The sequence below is a fragment of the Janthinobacterium sp. CG_23.3 genome (genome assembly GCF_046115965.1).
Classification (GTDB): Bacteria; Pseudomonadota; Gammaproteobacteria; order Burkholderiales; family Burkholderiaceae_D; genus Janthinobacterium.
On record NZ_JBJXIB010000008.1, the window covers coordinates 62,303 to 79,109 of the forward strand.

Annotated in this window: 17 protein-coding genes; 6 read left to right on the plus strand and 11 right to left on the minus strand. The window is 68.3% G+C overall.

Annotated elements, in window-relative coordinates; genetic code table 11:
* Nucleotides 1-85 precede the first annotated feature (85 nt).
* Genes murU through ACFDR9_RS04345 form a run of 3 tightly spaced genes read left to right on the plus strand, consistent with a single transcriptional unit; the run spans nt 86 to nt 3,266 of the window.
* Entirely contained in the window at nt 86-793 is a 708-nt protein-coding gene (gene murU / locus ACFDR9_RS04335) for an N-acetylmuramate alpha-1-phosphate uridylyltransferase MurU (RefSeq protein WP_409030194.1), read from the plus strand.
* The gene (gene pepP / locus ACFDR9_RS04340) at nt 790-2,124 is read left to right on the plus strand and encodes a Xaa-Pro aminopeptidase (protein WP_409030195.1); all 1,335 of its coding nucleotides are present in this window, start codon (nt 790-792) and stop codon (nt 2,122-2,124) included. Before murU ends, pepP begins: the two co-directional genes overlap by 4 nt.
* The gene (locus ACFDR9_RS04345) at nt 2,121-3,266 is read left to right on the plus strand and encodes an FAD-dependent monooxygenase (RefSeq protein ID WP_409030196.1); all 1,146 of its coding nucleotides are present in this window, start codon (nt 2,121-2,123) and stop codon (nt 3,264-3,266) included. Before pepP ends, ACFDR9_RS04345 begins: the two co-directional genes overlap by 4 nt.
* Nucleotides 3,267-3,385: 119 nt before the next feature.
* Here ACFDR9_RS04345 and ACFDR9_RS04350 read toward each other — a convergent pair whose 3' ends face one another.
* From ACFDR9_RS04350 to ACFDR9_RS04365, 4 genes are all read right to left on the minus strand, one after another.
* A complete protein-coding gene (locus ACFDR9_RS04350; protein WP_409030197.1) occupies nt 3,386-4,408 on the minus strand; it encodes a M28 family peptidase in 1,023 nt (340 codons plus the stop codon).
* Nucleotides 4,409-4,590: 182 nt separating this feature from the next.
* A complete protein-coding gene (locus ACFDR9_RS04355; protein ID WP_409030198.1) occupies nt 4,591-6,048 on the minus strand; it encodes an NAD(P)(+) transhydrogenase (Re/Si-specific) subunit beta in 1,458 nt (485 codons plus the stop codon).
* On the minus strand, nt 6,045-6,377 hold the full coding sequence (locus ACFDR9_RS04360; RefSeq protein WP_017879543.1) for an NAD(P) transhydrogenase subunit alpha: 333 nt from the start codon (nt 6,375-6,377) through the stop codon (nt 6,045-6,047). Before ACFDR9_RS04360 ends, ACFDR9_RS04355 begins: the two co-directional genes overlap by 4 nt.
* A gap of 71 nt (nt 6,378-6,448) precedes the next feature.
* The gene (locus tag ACFDR9_RS04365; protein ID WP_409030199.1) at nt 6,449-7,561 is read right to left on the minus strand and encodes a Re/Si-specific NAD(P)(+) transhydrogenase subunit alpha; all 1,113 of its coding nucleotides are present in this window, start codon (nt 7,559-7,561) and stop codon (nt 6,449-6,451) included.
* Nucleotides 7,562-8,003: 442 nt separating this feature from the next.
* Here ACFDR9_RS04365 and ACFDR9_RS04370 point away from each other — a divergent pair, with 442 nt between their 5' ends.
* Together ACFDR9_RS04370 and mnmA are read left to right on the plus strand one after the other, a co-directional pair.
* Entirely contained in the window at nt 8,004-8,483 is a 480-nt protein-coding gene (locus ACFDR9_RS04370; protein ID WP_017879546.1) for an NUDIX hydrolase, read from the plus strand.
* A gap of 24 nt (nt 8,484-8,507) precedes the next feature.
* Complete coding sequence (gene mnmA / locus ACFDR9_RS04375) at nt 8,508-9,614, plus strand: tRNA 2-thiouridine(34) synthase MnmA (protein ID WP_409030200.1); 1,107 nt, start codon at nt 8,508-8,510, stop codon at nt 9,612-9,614.
* 55 nt (nt 9,615-9,669) lie between these two features.
* On the opposite strand, the gene ACFDR9_RS04380 is transcribed toward mnmA, so the two are convergent.
* From ACFDR9_RS04380 to ACFDR9_RS04390, 3 genes are all read right to left on the minus strand, one after another.
* The gene (locus tag ACFDR9_RS04380; protein WP_017879548.1) at nt 9,670-10,068 is read right to left on the minus strand and encodes a response regulator; all 399 of its coding nucleotides are present in this window, start codon (nt 10,066-10,068) and stop codon (nt 9,670-9,672) included.
* Nucleotides 10,069-10,108: 40 nt separating this feature from the next.
* A complete protein-coding gene (locus ACFDR9_RS04385) occupies nt 10,109-10,891 on the minus strand; it encodes a 5'-3' exonuclease H3TH domain-containing protein (RefSeq protein WP_017879549.1) in 783 nt (260 codons plus the stop codon).
* A gap of 69 nt (nt 10,892-10,960) precedes the next feature.
* The gene (locus ACFDR9_RS04390) at nt 10,961-11,632 is read right to left on the minus strand and encodes a glutathione S-transferase (RefSeq protein ID WP_409030201.1); all 672 of its coding nucleotides are present in this window, start codon (nt 11,630-11,632) and stop codon (nt 10,961-10,963) included.
* A 182-nt stretch (nt 11,633-11,814) separates the two neighbouring features.
* On the opposite strand from ACFDR9_RS04390, the gene ACFDR9_RS04395 reads away from it, so the two are divergent.
* Nucleotides 11,815-13,425 (plus strand): FMN-binding glutamate synthase family protein, encoded by a 1,611-nt coding sequence (locus ACFDR9_RS04395; protein ID WP_409030202.1) that lies wholly within the window; start codon nt 11,815-11,817, stop codon nt 13,423-13,425.
* A gap of 76 nt (nt 13,426-13,501) precedes the next feature.
* On the opposite strand, the gene ACFDR9_RS04400 is transcribed toward ACFDR9_RS04395, so the two are convergent.
* The 4 genes from ACFDR9_RS04400 to ACFDR9_RS04415 form a co-directional block, all read right to left on the minus strand.
* Complete coding sequence (locus ACFDR9_RS04400; protein WP_017879552.1) at nt 13,502-13,939, minus strand: hypothetical protein; 438 nt, start codon at nt 13,937-13,939, stop codon at nt 13,502-13,504.
* 187 nt (nt 13,940-14,126) lie between these two features.
* Nucleotides 14,127-14,405 (minus strand): DUF6587 family protein, encoded by a 279-nt coding sequence (locus ACFDR9_RS04405; protein WP_409030203.1) that lies wholly within the window; start codon nt 14,403-14,405, stop codon nt 14,127-14,129.
* Nucleotide 14,406: 1 nt separating this feature from the next.
* A complete protein-coding gene (locus ACFDR9_RS04410; protein WP_409030204.1) occupies nt 14,407-16,299 on the minus strand; it encodes a ferrous iron transporter B in 1,893 nt (630 codons plus the stop codon).
* A gap of 2 nt (nt 16,300-16,301) precedes the next feature.
* Nucleotides 16,302-16,574 carry a FeoA family protein gene (locus tag ACFDR9_RS04415; RefSeq protein WP_017879555.1) on the minus strand — a complete coding sequence of 91 codons (273 nt, stop codon included), beginning with the start codon at nt 16,572-16,574 and terminating at the stop codon, nt 16,302-16,304.
* Between the last annotated feature and the right edge of the window lie 233 nt (nt 16,575-16,807).

Sequence of the window (16,807 nt, forward strand, 5' to 3'; positions counted from 1 at the left end):
GGTCCGGCCGCGGCTCTTCGCCCCCGGTTTTTTTCGGCGCCGCCGGCCCGCCAGCCCCCTACACCCAACCACGAGTGCCCCCCCCATGAAAGCCATGATTTTCGCCGCCGGCCGCGGTGAGCGGATGCGTCCCCTCACCGACACCTGCCCCAAACCCCTGCTGAAAGTGCGCGGCCGCCCGCTGATCGTCTGGCACGTGCTGAACCTGGTACGCGCCGGCATTACCGACATCGTCGTCAACCACGCCCACCTGGGCCAGATGATCGAAGACACGCTGGGCGACGGCAGCCAGTTCGGCGCCCGCATCGTCTACTCGCCGGAGGCGCAGGCGCTGGAGACGGCCGGCGCCATCGCCAACGCCCGCCACCTGCTCGGCGACGAGCCCTTCCTGGCCGTCTCGGGCGACATCTACATCCCCTACTTCGACTTCGAGCAAGTCAAGGACGTGCTGGCCGACAAGGACATCCTGGGCAACCCCTACCCGGCCGAGCAGCGCGACATCGCCTGGTTGTACCTGGTCGACAACCCGCCCTACCACCCGGACGGCGACTTCGGCTTGACGCTGTACTCGCTCAACAACGACGGCGCGCCGCGCTTCACCTTCGCCAACATCGGCGTCTACCGGCCCGAGATGTTCGACGCCGTCGCGCCCGGCAGCCGCGCCAAGCTGGCGCCGCTGCTGCGCCAGTACGCCGACCTGGGCCGGATCGGCGGCGAGCTCTACGCCGGCGCCTGGGCCAACGTCGGCACCGTCGAACAGCTGGCCGAACTGAACGGCGGGACCGCGCCATGACGGCGTTCGCGGCCCGCCGCGCCGCCCTGCTGGCCCAGATGCAGCCGGGCGGCGTGGCCGTGCTGCAGACCGCGCCCGAAGTGACCCGCAACAGCGACTGCGACTACCCCTACCGCCACGACAGCTACTTCTACTACCTGAGCGGCTTCGCCGAACCGGAAAGCGTGCTGGTGCTGCTGGCCGCCGGCCCGCGCGCGGCGGCCCGCTGCATCCTGTTCTGCCGCGCCAAAAACAGCGAGCGCGAAATCTGGGACGGCTTCCGCCACGGCCCCGAGGGCGCGCGCCTGGCCTGCGGCGTCGACGCCGCCTTCCCGATCGACGAGCTGGACGCCGAGATGGTCAAACTGCTGGCCGACGCGCCGGCGATCTACTACGCGCTCGGCAGCAGCAACGAACTCGACGCGCAAGTCAAACTGTGGTTGCGCGACGTGCGCAGCCAGGCGCGCAGCGGCGTGACCGCGCCCGCCGTGGTGCACAACGTGCTCGGCCTGCTCGACGAGATGCGCCTGTTCAAGGACGACGGCGAACAGGCCGTCATGGCGCGCGCCGCCGCCATCTCCGGGCAGGCCCACGCGCGGGCGATGCGCGCAACCCGGCCCGGCATGCGCGAATACCAAATCGAAGCCGAGCTGCTATACGAATTCCGCCGCCACGGCGCCCAATCCCCGGCCTACACCTCGATCGTCGCGGCCGGCGCCAACGCCTGCGTGCTGCACTACAGCGCCAACAACGCCCTGGTCGCGGACGGCGACCTGGTGCTGATCGACGCCGGCTGCGAGCTGGACGGCTACGCCGCCGACATCAGCCGCACCTACCCGGCCAACGGCCGCTTCAGCGCAGCGCAGCGGCAGTTGTACGAACTGGTGCTGGCGGCGCAGGCGGCGGCGCTGGACGCGGTGCGACCGGGCCGGCTTTACCAGGGCATCCACGACGCCGCCGTCGCCGTGCTGGCGCAGGGCATGCTGGACCTGGGCCTGCTGGCGCGCGACCAGGTGGGCGGCGTCGACGACGTCATCGCCAACCAGAGCTACCGCCAGTTCTACATGCACGGCACCGGCCACTGGCTCGGCATGGACGTGCACGACGTCGGCGCCTACCGCGAAAGCGCGCGCGAAGGCAAACCGTGGCGCGCGCTGCAGGCGGGCATGACGCTGACGGTGGAGCCGGGCATCTACGTGCGCCCGGGCGCCGGCGTGCCGGAGCGCTTCTGGCACACCGGCATCCGCATCGAAGACGACGTGCTGGTGACGCCCGCCGGCCACACGGTGCTGAGCGCGGCGGCGCCGAAAAGCGTGGCCGACATCGAAGCACTGATGCGGGGCGCGGCATGAACCGGCAAAACACATACGACATCGCCGTCTGCGGCGCCGGCCCGGTCGGCATGGCGCTGGCGGCCCTGCTGGCGCGGCGCGGCGTGGCGCCGGCGCGGGTCGCCCTGCTCGACGCGAAAACGCTGGCCCGGGCCGGCGCCGACCCGCGCTCGATCGCGCTGTCGCACGGCAGCCGCCAGATCCTCGAAGAAATCGGCGCCTGGCCCATCGCCGCCACCGAGATCCACCAGATCCACGTCTCGCGCCGCGGCCATTTCGGGCGCAGCCTGATCGACCGCGCCGACCACCAGGTGCCGGCGCTCGGCTACGTGGCGCGCTATGGCGACGTGGTGGCGGCGCTGGGCGCGGTCTGCGCCCGGCTCGGCGTGACGGCGCTGCGCCCGGCGCTGGTGCGGGACGCCAAAGAGGACGGCGCCGGCGTCGCGCTGACGATTCGCGAAGGCGAGGCGGCGCCGCGCGAACTGCGTGCGGCGCTGCTGGTGCAGGCCGAGGGCGGCCTGTTCGGCGCCCAGGCGCAACGCGCGCAGCAGCGCGACTACCGGCAAAGCGCCATCATCGCGCAGATCCACGCCAGCGCGCCGATCGCCCACCGCGCCTATGAACGCTTCACCGACGAAGGCCCGCTGGCGCTGCTGCCGCAGGGCGACGCCTACGCGCTGGTCTGGTGCGTGCCCCCGGAGCGGGCGCAACAGCTGTTGGCGCTGGACGACGCCGCCTTCCTGGCGCAGCTGGAGCGGGCCTTCGGCAGCCGCCTGGGGCGCTTCAGCGCCACCTCGGCGCGCTTCGCCTACCCGCTCGGCCTGAACGCCGGCGCCCCCGCCAGCGCCCGCACGCTAGCCATCGGCAACGCCGCGCAAACCCTGCACCCGGTCGCCGGCCAGGGCCTGAACCTGGGCCTGCGCGACGCCGCCGTGCTGGCGCGCCTGCTGGCGCAAGACGCCACGCCGGCCATGCTGGCGCGGTTCCACGCGCTGCGCGCGCAAGACCGCGGCCTGACGGTGCGCCTGACCGACACCATGGCGCGCGCCTTCACCGGCGCCGGCCCGGCGCAGGCGCTGCTGGGCGCCTCGCTCGGCCTGATCGACGCCATCAACCCGGCCCGCAAGCTGCTGGCCGAACTGATGATGTACGGCCGCCGTTAAACCAGCGGGCCGGCCACGCCAAAATCAAGCCAAGGCAAAGAGCCGGGGTCGGACCTTCAGGTCTGACCCCGGGGTTACGCCCTTGGTTTTGATTGTTTCAACGCCGGAGCCCTGCGCACCTACCGCGCGACCCTGTCCAGGTCGCGCTCCATCAGCGCCGCCACGTCCACCAGCAAATTGGCGACCCGCCCGAAAAACGCCGGGTTGATGTGTTCGATGGTGTCGCTGGGCGCGTGGTAGTCGGGGTGGTCGGCGACGCCGAAATACAGGAAGGGGATGCCGGCCTCGTTGAATACGGCGTGGTCCGAGCTGTCGTCCCAGCGCTCGACCAGCCCGGCCGCCAGCACCGGCCGGTCGTGCCCGGTCAGCACGCGCACGGCGCTGCGGCCGGCGGCCTGCTCCAGCGGCGCCTTCAGCGCCGGCCACAGGTGGCTGCCGGCCACGACGATCTCGTTGCTGTCGTTATGCGCCAGCATGTCCAGGTTCAGGTTGGCGGCCAGTTGCGCGCGCGGCACCGGCGGCGCGGCCATGAAGGCGCGCGCGCCCCGCAGGCCCAGCTCCTCGCCGTCGAAGGCGGCGAACAGCACCGAATGGCGCGGCGGGTGGGCTGTGAAATAGCTGGCGATCGCCAGCAGCGCGGCCACGCCCGAGGCGTTGTCGTCGGCGCCCGGATACAGCTTGCCGTCGACGATGCCGAGATGGTCGTAGTGGGCCGACACCACGAGGAATGTGTCCGGCGCGGCGCTGCCGCGCAGGTAGCCGACGATGTTGGCGGCGTCGGGATAGTCGCCGCGGAACGGCCGGCCCGGCACGAAGATGTTGCCGACGCTGTGGGTGCTGAAGGCGAACGCTTGGGCGTAGTCGCGGCCGAACGGCAGCAGGCCGATGGCGCGGAAGCGCGCCTGCAGGTAGGCCTGCGCCTTGCGGCTGCCGGGCGTGCCGGTGGCGCGGCCTTCGAAGGCGTCCGAGGACAGCGTGCGCACGTCGTCGAGCAGAACCCGCAGGTCGACCGGGCCGCCGGGGTCGCGCGCGGCGCCGGCTAGCGGCTGCGCCATGCGCGCTTCTTCGCCGCGTTGCGCCAGCGCCAGGTAAAACGCCAGCGCGCCCAGCGCCAGGACTGTGCTGATCAGGAGTTTTTTCATGGCGGCTGCCGTAGTGGGGACAGCCAGAGGATAGCGCATCGCTGGTGCGACAGCCGGGGTCGGACGCTAGCGCCGTTCAGTCAGGCCGCCGCGGCGCTGCAATAATCGACACCAGGGGCGTCAACGCGGGGCCAGACCCTGGGGGTCCGGCCCCGGCTTTAGGCCGCTGGTGTGTTGACTTCTTACTCGACCGCTTTGACCATGTCTTCGATGACTTTCTTGGCGTCGCCGAAGACCATCATCGTATTGGCCTGGTAGAACAGGTCGTTGTCCAGGCCGGCGTAACCGGAAGCCATCGAGCGCTTGTTGACGATGATGCTCTTGGCCTTGTACGCCTCCAAAATCGGCATGCCGGCGATCGGCGATTTCGGGTCCTTGGCCGCCGGGTTGACGACGTCGTTGGCGCCCAGTACCAGCACCACGTCGGCCTGGCCGAACTCGCTGTTGATGTCTTCCATCTCGAACACCTGGTCGTACGGCACCTCGGCTTCGGCCAGCAGCACGTTCATGTGGCCCGGCATGCGCCCGGCCACCGGGTGGATCGCGTACTTGACGATGACGCCCTTGTGGGTCAGCTTCTCGACCAGCTCCTTGAGCGAATGCTGGGCGCGCGCCACGGCCAGGCCGTAGCCCGGCACGATGATGACGGTTTCGGCGTTGCTCATCAGGAAGGCGGCGTCGTCGGCGGAGCCCGACTTGACCGGACGCTGCTCGGCGGAGCCGGCGGCGGCCGCGGCGGCGGGGGCGCCACCGAAGCCACCCAGCAGCACGTTGAAGAAGGAGCGGTTCATCGCCTTGCACATGATGTAAGAGAGGATCGCGCCGGAGGAACCAACCAGCGAGCCGGCGATGATCAGCATCGAGTTATTCAGCGAAAAACCGATGCCGGCCGCGGCCCAGCCGGAGTACGAGTTCAGCATCGACACCACCACCGGCATGTCGGCGCCGCCGATCGGGATGATGATCAGCACGCCCAGCGCGAAGGCGATGACGGCCATGACGACGAACGGCGTCCAGGCCGGTTCGCTGCCGTCGGCGAAGCAAAACACCAGGCCCAGGCCGACCATCACCAGCGCCAGCAGCAGGTTGAGCATGTGCTGGCCGGCGAAGCTGACCGGCGCGCCCTGGAACAGGCGGAACTTGTACTTGCCCGACAGTTTGCCGAAGGCGATCACCGAGCCGGAGAAGGTGATGGCGCCGACGAAGGTGCCGATGAACAGTTCCAGGCGGTTGCCGAACGGCAGCGGCTGGCCCGCCAGGGCGATGCCGAAGGCGGTCGGCTCGGACACCGCGGCGACCGCGATGCACACCGCCGCCAGGCCGATCAGCGAATGCATCGCCGCCACCAGTTCCGGCATCTTGGTCATTTCAACGGTCTTGGCCAGGTAGGTGCCGACGCCGCCGCCGACGACGATACCCAGGATGACCAGGCCGAAGCCCATGCCGCCGACGCCCTGCTGCGCTTGCAGCTTGAGGATCAGCGCCACCGTGGTCAGCGCCGCGATGGCCATGCCGGACATGCCGAAGGCGTTGCCGCGGCGCGCCGTGGCCGGCGAGGACAAGCCCTTCAGGGCCTGGATGAAGCACACCGAGGCGATCAGGTACATCATCGTCACGAGGTTCATGGTGATGAAGTTCATGCTTTCACCTCTTGCTTGGCAACTGGCGCCGGCGCCGCCTTCGGCGCTTTTTTGCGGAACATTTCCAGCATGCGCTGGGTGACCAGGAAGCCGCCGAAGACGTTCACCGCGGCCAGCGCCACCGCCAGCGTGCCGGCGATTTGCGCCACCGGGCCGGTGGTCAGGCCGGCGGCCAGCATGGCGCCGACGATGATGATGGCCGAGATGGCGTTGGTGACGGCCATCAGCGGCGTGTGCAGCGCCGGCGTGACGGTCCAAACGACGTGGTAGCCGACGTAGATCGCCAGCACGAAAATAATAAGATTGATGATGGTGTGACTGATTTCCATGATTCCTCCGATTGCATGGGCGGGACCGGCCGCGGCCGCCCCTTCCCACTGTTGTGTGTGACCCGCGCGGTTTATTTGCGCAGCACTTCGCCGCCGTGGCAGACCAGGCTGGCCTTGATGATCTCGTCCTCGCGGTCGATCAGCAGCGCGTCGTCCTTGTCGAAAATGAGCTTCATGAAGTCGAACACGTTGCGCGCGTACAGCGCCGACGCGTCGGCCGCCACCAGCGTCGCCAGGTCCGGCTCGCCGACGATGTAGACGCCGTGCTTGACCACCGTCTTGCCCAGCTCCGAGAGCGGGCAGTTGCCGCCCTGCGAGACGGCCAGGTCGACGATGACCGAGCCCGGTTTCATCGCCTTGACGGTCTCCTCGGAGATCAGGACGGGCGCGGCGCGGCCCGGGATCAGCGCGGTGGTGATGATGATGTCGGCCTGCTTGGCGCGCTCGTGCACCAGTTCGGCCTGGCGGCGCATCCAGTCGGCCGGCATCGAGCGCGCGTAGCCGCCCGAACCCTTGGCGATCTCGCGCTCCTCGTCCGTCAGGAAGGGCACGTCGATGAATTTCGCGCCGAGCGACTCGACCTGCTCCTTCACCGGCGGACGCACGTCGGAGGCCTCGATGACGGCGCCCAGGCGCTTGGCCGTGGCGATCGCCTGCAGGCCGGCCACGCCGACGCCCATGATCAGCACGCGCGCCGCCTTGACGGTGCCGGCCGCCGTCATCAGCATCGGCATGAAGCGCTGGTAGGTGTTGGCCGCCACCAGCACCGCCTTGTAGCCGGCGATGTTGGCCTGCGAGGACAGCACGTCCATCGACTGGGCGCGGGTGATGCGCGGCACCGCTTCGAGGGCGAACGCCGACAGGCCGTGCGCCGCCATCGCCGCCGTGTTGTCGGCGTCGAAGGGGTTGAGCATGCCGATGACGACGCCGCCCGATGTCATCAGGGCCCGCTCGTCGGCGCTAGGGGCGCGCACCTTGAGCACGATCTCGCAAGCGAAGGCGTCGGCGGCGCTGCCGATCTGCGCGCCGGCGGCGAGGTAGGCTTCGTCGATCACGCAGGCCATCACGCCGGCTCCCGCCTGGACGATGACTTGATGTTTGGCCGCGAGCTTCTTGACCGTCTCGGGCGTTGCAGCGACCCGAGTTTCACCGGGCCGCGTTTCGGCCGGTATGCCTATTCTCATGAAATGCCTCCAAAAATTGATAAACTGACTAGAATCTAACACGGAAATCGCTTCATAAAACCTTTTTCAGCCGGCAACTATTAGGGGGCCGCCACTACTTGACAGCGGCACCGCCCTCGACCTAAAAGGGCCGATCGGGCGCGCCGGCCGCCCTCAAACCGGTGTCGGCGGCCGGCGCCGCGCACGCCGCCGAGCGCCGCAACGGCCCCGTCCCGGCGCCGCTGACGCCAAAAACCAACATAAAATGGTTTTTTTGGGCCGATTCCCCGTTCCGCGCGATCAATCGGGCCGCGCCGGCGCCGCCGAGCTTCCGCCCAGCAATAGACCACAGATTTTTAACTGAAACATTGTCATTAATCAAACACGCTGCGAAGCCCTTGCACGACGCGCGGACCGTGCGCCCAGAACAAGATAAAATGTCGGCTCTTTCAAGGATGGAATCATGCCGAGAATCTGGAAACCCTCTGTCACCGTCGCCGCCATCATCGAGCGCGACGGCCTGTTTTTACTGGTCGAAGAAGAAACCAGCGACGGCATCCGGCTAAACCAGCCGGCCGGCCACCTGGACCCGTTTGAATCGCTGGAGCAGGCGGTGATCCGCGAAACGCTGGAGGAAACGGCGCACGATTTCACGCCGACCGCGCTGGTCGGCATGTACATGTCGCGCTACCAGTCGGCGCGCACCGGCCTGGACGTGACGTACTTGCGCTTCACCTTCTGCGGCGAGGTCGGCAAGCTGCACGACCGCCCGCTCGACGAGGGCATCATCCGCACGCTGTGGATGTCGCGCGACGACATGGCGGCCTGCCAGGAGCGCCACCGCAGCCCCTTGATGCTGCAATGCGTCGACGAATACCTGGAGGGGCGGCGCGCGCCGCTGGCGCTGCTGCATACGCACGCCTCCGTCTTCAACGACGGGTAACGAACACTTATTTGGATAAGCAAGATGAGCAAGAAAAAAGTCGTGATCGGTATGTCAGGCGGGGTCGACTCCTCGGTCGCGGCGTGGATGTTGAAGGAGCAGGGCTATGAGGTGATCGGCCTGTTCATGAAAAACTGGGAGGACGACGACGACTCCGAGTTTTGCTCGTCGCGCCAGGACTGGATCGACGCGGCCAGCGTGGCCGACGTGATCGGCGTCGACATCGAGGCGGTCAACTTCTCGGCCGAGTACAAGGACCGCGTGTTCGCCGAGTTCCTGCGCGAGTACCAGGCCGGCCGCACGCCCAACCCGGACGTGCTGTGCAACGCCGAGATCAAGTTCAAGGCCTTCCTCGACCACGCCATGCTGCTGGGCGCCGACCTGATCGCCACCGGCCACTACGCGCGCGTGCGCCAGGCCGGCGAGCGCTTCGAGCTGCTCAAGGCGGTCGACGCCAGCAAGGACCAGAGCTACTTCCTGCACCGCTTGAACCAGGCGCAGTTGTCGAAGACGCTGTTCCCGCTCGGCGAGATCCCGAAAACCGAGGTGCGCCAGCTCGCCGCCAGGCTGGCGCTGCCGAACGCGGCGAAAAAAGATTCGACCGGCATCTGCTTCATCGGCGAGCGGCCGTTCCGCGAATTCCTCAACCGCTACCTGTCGTATAAGCCGGGGCCGATGAAGACGGCCGACGGCACCAGCGTCGGCGAGCACGTCGGCCTGAGCTTTTACACGCTGGGCCAGCGCAAGGGCATCGGCATCGGCGGCGTCAAGTCGTACCAGAACGCCGACGGCAGCAGCGACGCCTGGTACGTGGCGCGCAAGGACATCGCCAACAACACCTTGTACGTGGTGCAGGGCCACGACCATCCGTGGCTGCTGTCGTCGGCGCTGACGGCCGACCAGGCCAGCTGGATCGCCGGCGCGGCGCCGCCGCCGCGCGCGCTGTCGGCCAAGACGCGCTACCGCCAGGCCGACGTCGCCTGCGAGCTCGCGCCCGACGGCGCCGGCGAGTTCGCGCTGCGCTTCAGCGACCCGCAGTGGGCGGTCACGCCGGGCCAGTCGGCGGTGCTGTACGACGGCGACGTCTGCCTGGGCGGCGGCATCATCGCCGGCGCCACCGGCCTGGCCTAACAACCGCGGCGCGCCACCGCGGTCGGGCTCTCGGGCTTGACCCCGGCGTACCGGCCTAGTTCGAGCCGGCGCTGGCGGCCTGCTGCTTGCGCACCATCGCGATGACGGTGTTGCGCACGGTCTTGAGCACCGTGTCGGCGTTGAAGGGCTTGACGATGAAGCCGCTCACGCCGCTGGCGTGGGCCGCCTGCAGCGAGGCGGCGTCGATGCCGGCCGAAACCATGAAGATCAGCGCCTTCGGCCACTGCGCGCGGATGGCGCCGACCACGTTGCTGCCGTCCTCGACCACCTCGCGGGCGATGCAGACGAAGTGCGGGTTGTGCTTGACCATCAGGGCCAGGCCCAGCGCGCTGGTGTGGCCCTGGCCGCAGACGTCGTAGCCGCCGTCGGTTAGGACCGTGTTGAGCAGGCCGCGCGAAATGGCGCTGCTGTCGATGAGAACCGCTTTTAACATCATAAGGAATCCCCAATATCGTTTTTGTGTGGACGCGCCGTCAGTGGTGGTGCCGGTCCCAGGCCAGCATGTTCCACGTCACGCCGAGGCGCACATCGGTTTTCAATTGCACCAATTGGCGAGAAAGATACAGTATATCCCGTTCCTTCCGCAGTCTTTCTCCCAGCGGCCCCTTCAAAATGCCGGCGCCGGCCATCACCGCGTCCAGGTTGCCGTAGGCCTGGAGCAGCCGGGCGCCGGTCTTCTGGCCGACCTTGGACACGCCGGGGATGCTGTCGGTGGCGTCGCCCATCAGCGCCAGCAGGTCCGGCAGCAGCTCGGGCGGCACGCCGAACTTGCGCTCGACCCAGGCGTGGTCGTGCCATTCGCCCTTGAAGTGGTCCCACACCAGCGCGCCGTAGGCGATCAGGCCGTGCAAATCCTTGTCGGTGGTGGCGACGACGGCGTCGCCCCTGCCCTCGTGCAACCAGCGCATGACGGCGGTGCCGATGACGTCGTCGGCCTCGACCTCGGGGATGACGACGACGCGCAGGCCGAAGCCGGCCAGCTTCTCGTAGAACGCCGGCAGCGCCGCGCGCAGCGCGCCCGGCATCGGCGCGCGGCCTTCGCGGTAGCCGGCGTAGAGCGCGTGGCGCCAGGTCGGGCCGCCGAAGTCGAAGGCCGGCAGCACGTGGGTCGGCAGGTGGCCGTTGATCAGGTTCTTGAACGAGGACAGCGCGTGGCGCAGGGCGATGTCGGCCTTTTCGGCCGAATCCGGCTCGGGGCTGGCTTCGTAAACGCGGCGTACAATGTTCAGGCCGTCGATAGCGAGTAGTCTGGCCATACGGTGGGGGCTCGGCGTGGTGAATCGCGCATTTTACCGTATGCCGCTGCCGCGGCGCCGCCCGCCGGCTTACTTCAGCAATTCGTACGGGCCGCCGCGCTCCAGCGCGCGCTGGTAGGCCGGACGCGCGTGGATGCGCTGCAGGTAGGCCATCAGCTTGGGCCGGCTCTCGCCCAGGCCGCCGCGCGCGCCGGCCGCCTCGAGCGGAAAGCTCATCTGGATGTCGGCGGCGGAAAACTCGGCGCCGGCGAACCAGGTCGTCTTGCCCAGTTCCGCTTCCATGTAGTCGAGCTGCTGCTTGATGTTCGGATTGATGAAGCCTTTCTTGACCTTCTGCGCGATGGCGCGGGCCACCGGCTTGACGAAGAACGGCATCGGGCTGCTTTCGACCTTGTCGAACACCAGCTTCATCAACAGCGGCCCCATCGCCGAACCTTCGGCGAAATGCAGCCAGTAGGTCCAGCGCAGGCGCTCCGGCGTGCCGGCGGCCGGCAGCAGGCGGCCGTTGCCGTAGCGCTCGACCAGGTAGTCGACGATCGCGCCGGACTCGGCCACGACCAGGTCGCCGTCGCTGATGACCGGCGACTTGCCGAGCGGGTGGACGGCGCGCAGCGAGGCCGGCGCCAGCATGGTTTTCGGGTCGCGCTCGTAGCGCTTGACCTCGTATTCCAGGCCGAGTTCCTCGAGCAGCCAGAGCACGCGCTGCGAACGCGAATTGTTGAGATGATGGACAACGATCATGGATACTTCCCCGTGTGAGAGTGGATGGCGCGCAGCGCCGACACTGCGAGTATAGAGCAGGCAAGCTGAAGTCGCCGGACGCCGCCTTGCGCCGGGCGCGACGGTGCCGGCGCGCACCATAGCTTCCACGCGGAAACAGCGGTACACTCGGCTGCGGCGTTTCGCCGCCCACCGGAGTGCTTATGCGCCTGTTTTCCGTCCGTTACCTTGCGCTGGCCACCAGCGCCGCCGTGTGCGCGCTGGCGCTGGCCCTGTCCGGCGCCTACTGGCTGGTGCTGCTCAGCGGCGCCCTCACCGCCCTCGGCCTGGCCGATCTGTTGCAGACGCGCCGCGCGCTGCGCCGCAACTACCCGATCCTCGCGCATTTCCGCTTCCTGTTCGAAAGCATCCGCCCGGAGATCCGCCAGTACTTCCTGGAGGACGACACCGAGGCCACGCCGTTCTCGCGCAACCAGCGCAGCATCGTCTACCAGCGCGCCAAGGTCGAAACCGACAAGCGCCCCTTCGGCACCCAGCTCGACGTCTACCAGGCCGGCTACGAATGGATCAACCACTCGATCGCGCCGGCCGCCGTGGCCGACCACAACTTCCGCGTCGACATCGGCACCCACCCCGACTGCCCGCGCGCCCAGCCTTACTCGGCCAGCGTCTTCAACATCTCGGCGATGAGCTTTGGCGCGCTGTCGGCCAACGCCATCCTGGCGCTCAACGGCGGCGCCCGCGTCGGCGGCTTCATGCACGACACCGGCGAGGGCAGCATCAGCGCCTACCACCGCCGCAACAGCGGCGACCTGGTATGGGAAATCGGCTCGGGCTACTTCGGCTGCCGCAACCCGGACGGCAGTTTTTCCGAGGCCCACTTCATCGCCAACGCCTGCACGGCGCAGGTCAAGATGATCGAGCTGAAACTGTCGCAGGGCGCCAAGCCGGGCCACGGCGGCGTGCTGCCCGGCCCCAAGGTGACGATCGAGATCGCCACCACCCGCGGCGTCATGGCCGGCGTCGACTGCGTCTCGCCGGCGCGCCACGCCGAGTTCTCGACGCCGCTGGAAATGCTGGCCTTCATCGAGCGCCTGCGCAATCTGTCCGGCGGCAAGCCGACCGGCTTCAAGCTGGCCATCGGCCACCCGTGGGAGTTTTTCGGCATCGTCAAGGCCATGCTGGCGACCGGCATCGTGCCCGACTTCATCGTCGTCGACGGCGGCGAGGGCGGCACCGGCGCGGCGCCGGTCGAATTCACCGACCACGTCGGCACGCCGCTGCAAGAGGCGCTGCTGCTGGTGCACAACACCCTGGTCGGCGCCGGCCTGCGCGACAAGATCAAGATCGGCGCCTCCGGCAAGATCATCACCGCCTTCGACATCGCCCGCACGCTGGCGCTGGGGGCGGACTGGTGCAACTCGGCGCGCGGTTTCATGTTCGCGCTCGGCTGCATCCAGTCGCAGAACTGCCACACCGACCGCTGCCCGACCGGCGTGGCGACCCAGGACCGGCTGCGCCAGCGCGCGCTGGTGGTGCCCGACAAGACCGCCCGCGTCGCGCACTTCCACCAGAACACCCTGAAGGCGCTGGCCGAGCTGATCGCCGCCGCCGGCCTAAGCCACCCGTCGCAGCTCAAGCCGCACCACCTGGTGCGGCGCATCTCGCCGAACCAGGTCAAGCTGGCCTCGGCCCTGCTGCCCTACCTGGAGCCGGGCGAGCTGCTCGACCCCGGCCAGCTGGCGCAGTTGCCGCCGGTGTTCGGCCTGTACTGGCCGATCGCCCAGGCCGAGTCGTTCCACCCGCTGACGTAAAAAAAGCGCCCGGACTGAATCAACGGGCGCTGGGTCGGGCCTGGCCGCGCCGGAACGGGCGGCGGCGGCAACCGGCTTACTCGGTGATATGCATGTCGAAGCGCGCCTTGTTGGAGAACTCGCAGGTGCCCGCGCCCATCGTCGCGCTGCTCATCGTATAGTCGCACTTGATGTAGCCGCCGCGGTTGCCGGCGGCGTTGGCGTTGCCCTTGGCCGAATTCTGCGCCCGGGTGGCTTCGCCCGAATAGGTTTCGTTGCCCGCCATCAGCGTGAACACGCCGTGGCCGCGTTCCGGCCGGCTGATGGTGCCGCTCAGGCGCCCGATCGAGGAAGCCTGGTCGTTGGTCGGATACAGGCGCGCGGTCAGCACCGGCAGTTGCACCGGCGCCGGGACGTAGGCGACGGCGGCTGGCGCCGGCTGCGCCTGCGGAGTCTGGTTAATGGGCACGACATAACAAGCACTCAGGGAGGCGCCCAGCGCGGCGATCAGTGCAAGCTTCTTGAAGTCAACCATTGTGTTTTTCCTTTTAATTAAACGTCACGACAAATTATCGACATCCCCGCAGCGGCGCCCAGCGCCCGATTGCAAAGATAGAAGATTATTGAATTCTAAACATATTACCATTTCGCGCCGCACGCTTGTTCAGGTGCAAGTGTGAGCGCCGTCAACCGCGGGCGGCGCCGAGGGGTGGCGGCGGCGCTCAGCGGCCCGACTGCACGCGCAGCTTGATGACGCGGTGCTTGCCCGGCGCTTCCAGCGGCGGCGCCGGCGCGGCGCCGTCGCCGCAGGAGCCGCAGCTGGCGCAGCCGTCGCCGCAGCTGTCGGCGGTCTTCAACAGCGCCGCCATGCGCGCCTGGTCGGCGCCGCAGCGCGTCAGCAGGTGGACGATGCGCCGGCGCGCGGCGGCCGGCAGGTATTTGCCGGCCGCGTGCAGCGCGGCGGCGGCGACGATGCAACAGACGATCGCTTCTTGCCACATATTAGGCTCCGGTGAAGAACAGGGCGGCGCGGTAGGTCAGGAACGAGGCGCCGTAGGCCAGCGCGAACATGTAGCCGGCCATCAGCAAGGGGTAGCGCCAGCTGTTGGTTTCGCGCTTGACCACGCTGAGCGTGGACAGGCACTGCGGCGCGAACACATACCAGGCCAGCAGCGACAGCGCGGTCGCCATCGACCAGGTCTGGGCGATCAGCGGCTCCAGCGAGGTGGCCAGCGCGTCGCCGGTCTGCGACAGCGCGTAGACGGTGCCGAGGGCGCCGACGGCCACTTCGCGCGCGGCCATGCCCGGCACCAGCGCGATGCAAATCTGCCAGTTGAAGCCGATCGGCGCGAACACCACTTCCAGCGCGCGGCCCAGCAGGCCGGCCAGGCTGTAATAGATGGGCGGATGGGTGGCGCCGTCGGGCGCGCCGGGGAAGCTGCTGAGGAACCACAGCAGTATCATCAAGGTCAGGATAATGGTGCCGACCCGCGTCAGGAAGATCTTGGCGCGCTCCCACAGGCCGACGGCCAGGTTGCGCAGGTGCGGCCAGTGGTAGCTGGGCAGCTCCAGCATTAGCGGATGCTGGCGGCCGCCGCCCATGAAGCGCTTCATCACCCAGGCCACCGCCATCGCCGCGGCAATGCCGGCGAAGTACAGCACGAACAGCACCACCCCCTGCAGGCTGAGGAAGCCGGCCAGCTCGCGCTCGGGGATGAAGGCGGCGATGATCAGCGCGTACACCGGCAGGCGCGCCGAGCACGTCATCAACGGCGCGATCATGATCGTCACCAGGCGGTCGCGCGGGTTCTGGATGGTGCGCGCGGCCATCACGCCGGGGATCGCGCAGGCAAAGCTCGACAGCAGCGGAATGAAGGCGCGCCCGGACAGGCCGACCCCGCCCATCAGCCGGTCCAGCAGGAAGGCGGCGCGCGGCAGGTAGCCGCAATCCTCGAGCACCAGGATGAAGAAGAACAGGATCAAAATCTGCGGCAGGAACACCAGCACGCTGCCGACGCCGCCCAGCACGCCCTCCACCAGCAGGCTGCGCAGCACGCCCTCGGACATGTGCGCGGCCAGTTGCGCGCCCAGGCCCTCGACGCCGGCGGTGATCATTTCCATCGGCGTCGCCGCCCACGTGAAGACGGCCTGGAACACCAGGAACATCAGCAGCGCCAGGATGACCGGCCCCAGCACCGGGTGCAGCACGACGTCGTCGATTTTCTCGCTCAGGTTGCCGGTGTCGCGCGTGTCGTTGCTGACCACGGCCAGGATGCGCCGCACCTCGCGCTGGGTTTCCTCGACCGTCACGGCGTCGATCGCCGACAGCGCCTTGGCGGGCGCGTTCGGCAGCGGCAGCATCGCGTCGAGCGCGCGCAGCAGCGACTTCTCGCCGCCGCCCTGCACCGCCACGGTCTCGACGACCGTCATGCCGAGTTCCTGCGCCAGCTTGTCGGCGTCGATGACGATGCCGCGCTTCTTGGCCACGTCGACCATGTTCAGCGCCAGCAGCATCGGCAGGCCAAGCCGCTTGATCTCCAGCACCAGGCGCAGGTTCAGGCGCAAATTGGTGGCGTCGACGACGCAGACGATCGCCTCGGGCGCGCGCTCGCCGGCGCGCAGGCCGGCGACGACGTCGCGGGTGATGGCCTCGTCCGGCGTGGTGGCCGACAGGCTGTAGGCGCCCGGCAGGTCGAGCACGCTGAAGGCGCGCCCGGCCGGCGAGATGAAACTACCCTGCTTGCGCTCGATCGTCACGCCGGCGTAGTTGGCCACCTTCTGGCGCGAGCCGGTCAGGCGGTTGAACAGCGCGGTCTTGCCGCAGTTGGGATTGCCCAACAGCGCGATCAGCGGCATCCGCGCCGCCGCCTGCAGCGTTTTGTCGATGGCGCCCATGCTTATTCCGGTTGAATCGAGATACAGGCCGCCTCGAAGCGGCGCAGCGCGAAGGTGGCGTTGCCAACCTTGACGGCGAGCGGGTCGCCGCCCGGCATGCCGCGTTTCAGCATGCGGATGCGCTCGCCCGGCACGAAGCCCAGTTCCATCAGCCGGCGCGCCAGGTCGACGCCGTCGTCGAGCTGGCCCGGCGCGGTCGGCGCGACGTGGATCACGGTGCCGCTCTTGCCGGCCGCTAAGGCATCGAGGGTGGTCAGGGTCGGCGCGAGGGTCATGGGCGAAGCTTCCATTAAGTGGATAGAGGGCGCACCCATGGCCTGCCGCGGCAAAACCGGCAGACGGGAACATCTGGAGCGAACTGTGGCTATTATAAACGGTAATGCGAATTGTTTCTATTTGCGGACCGCCGCGCCCAGGGCGATTGCATGAAGGCGGAGCCGAGGCGATGAGCACAGCTTGTAGGTATCGCTTGTAAACTCTTTGAAAAAGGCGTTTACTCTCGATATTT

Bases quoted from the DNA above. Each gene is read 5' to 3' on its own strand.
- murU (WP_409030194.1), top strand. From the start codon at position 86: ATGAAAGCCATGATTTTCGCCGCCGGCCGCGGTGAGCGGATGCGTCCC.
- pepP (WP_409030195.1), top strand. From the start codon at position 790: ATGACGGCGTTCGCGGCCCGCCGCGCCGCCCTGCTGGCCCAGATGCAG.
- ACFDR9_RS04345 (WP_409030196.1), top strand. From the start codon at position 2,121: ATGAACCGGCAAAACACATACGACATCGCCGTCTGCGGCGCCGGCCCG.
- ACFDR9_RS04350 (WP_409030197.1), bottom strand. From the start codon at position 4,408: ATGAAAAAACTCCTGATCAGCACAGTCCTGGCGCTGGGCGCGCTGGCG.
- ACFDR9_RS04355 (WP_409030198.1), bottom strand. From the start codon at position 6,048: ATGAACTTCATCACCATGAACCTCGTGACGATGATGTACCTGATCGCC.
- ACFDR9_RS04360 (WP_017879543.1), bottom strand. From the start codon at position 6,377: ATGGAAATCAGTCACACCATCATCAATCTTATTATTTTCGTGCTGGCG.
- ACFDR9_RS04365 (WP_409030199.1), bottom strand. From the start codon at position 7,561: ATGAGAATAGGCATACCGGCCGAAACGCGGCCCGGTGAAACTCGGGTC.
- ACFDR9_RS04370 (WP_017879546.1), top strand. From the start codon at position 8,004: ATGCCGAGAATCTGGAAACCCTCTGTCACCGTCGCCGCCATCATCGAG.
- mnmA (WP_409030200.1), top strand. From the start codon at position 8,508: ATGAGCAAGAAAAAAGTCGTGATCGGTATGTCAGGCGGGGTCGACTCC.
- ACFDR9_RS04380 (WP_017879548.1), bottom strand. From the start codon at position 10,068: ATGTTAAAAGCGGTTCTCATCGACAGCAGCGCCATTTCGCGCGGCCTG.
- ACFDR9_RS04385 (WP_017879549.1), bottom strand. From the start codon at position 10,891: ATGGCCAGACTACTCGCTATCGACGGCCTGAACATTGTACGCCGCGTT.
- ACFDR9_RS04390 (WP_409030201.1), bottom strand. From the start codon at position 11,632: ATGATCGTTGTCCATCATCTCAACAATTCGCGTTCGCAGCGCGTGCTC.
- ACFDR9_RS04395 (WP_409030202.1), top strand. From the start codon at position 11,815: ATGCGCCTGTTTTCCGTCCGTTACCTTGCGCTGGCCACCAGCGCCGCC.
- ACFDR9_RS04400 (WP_017879552.1), bottom strand. From the start codon at position 13,939: ATGGTTGACTTCAAGAAGCTTGCACTGATCGCCGCGCTGGGCGCCTCC.
- ACFDR9_RS04405 (WP_409030203.1), bottom strand. From the start codon at position 14,405: ATGTGGCAAGAAGCGATCGTCTGTTGCATCGTCGCCGCCGCCGCGCTG.
- ACFDR9_RS04410 (WP_409030204.1), bottom strand. From the start codon at position 16,299: ATGGGCGCCATCGACAAAACGCTGCAGGCGGCGGCGCGGATGCCGCTG.
- ACFDR9_RS04415 (WP_017879555.1), bottom strand. From the start codon at position 16,574: ATGACCCTCGCGCCGACCCTGACCACCCTCGATGCCTTAGCGGCCGGC.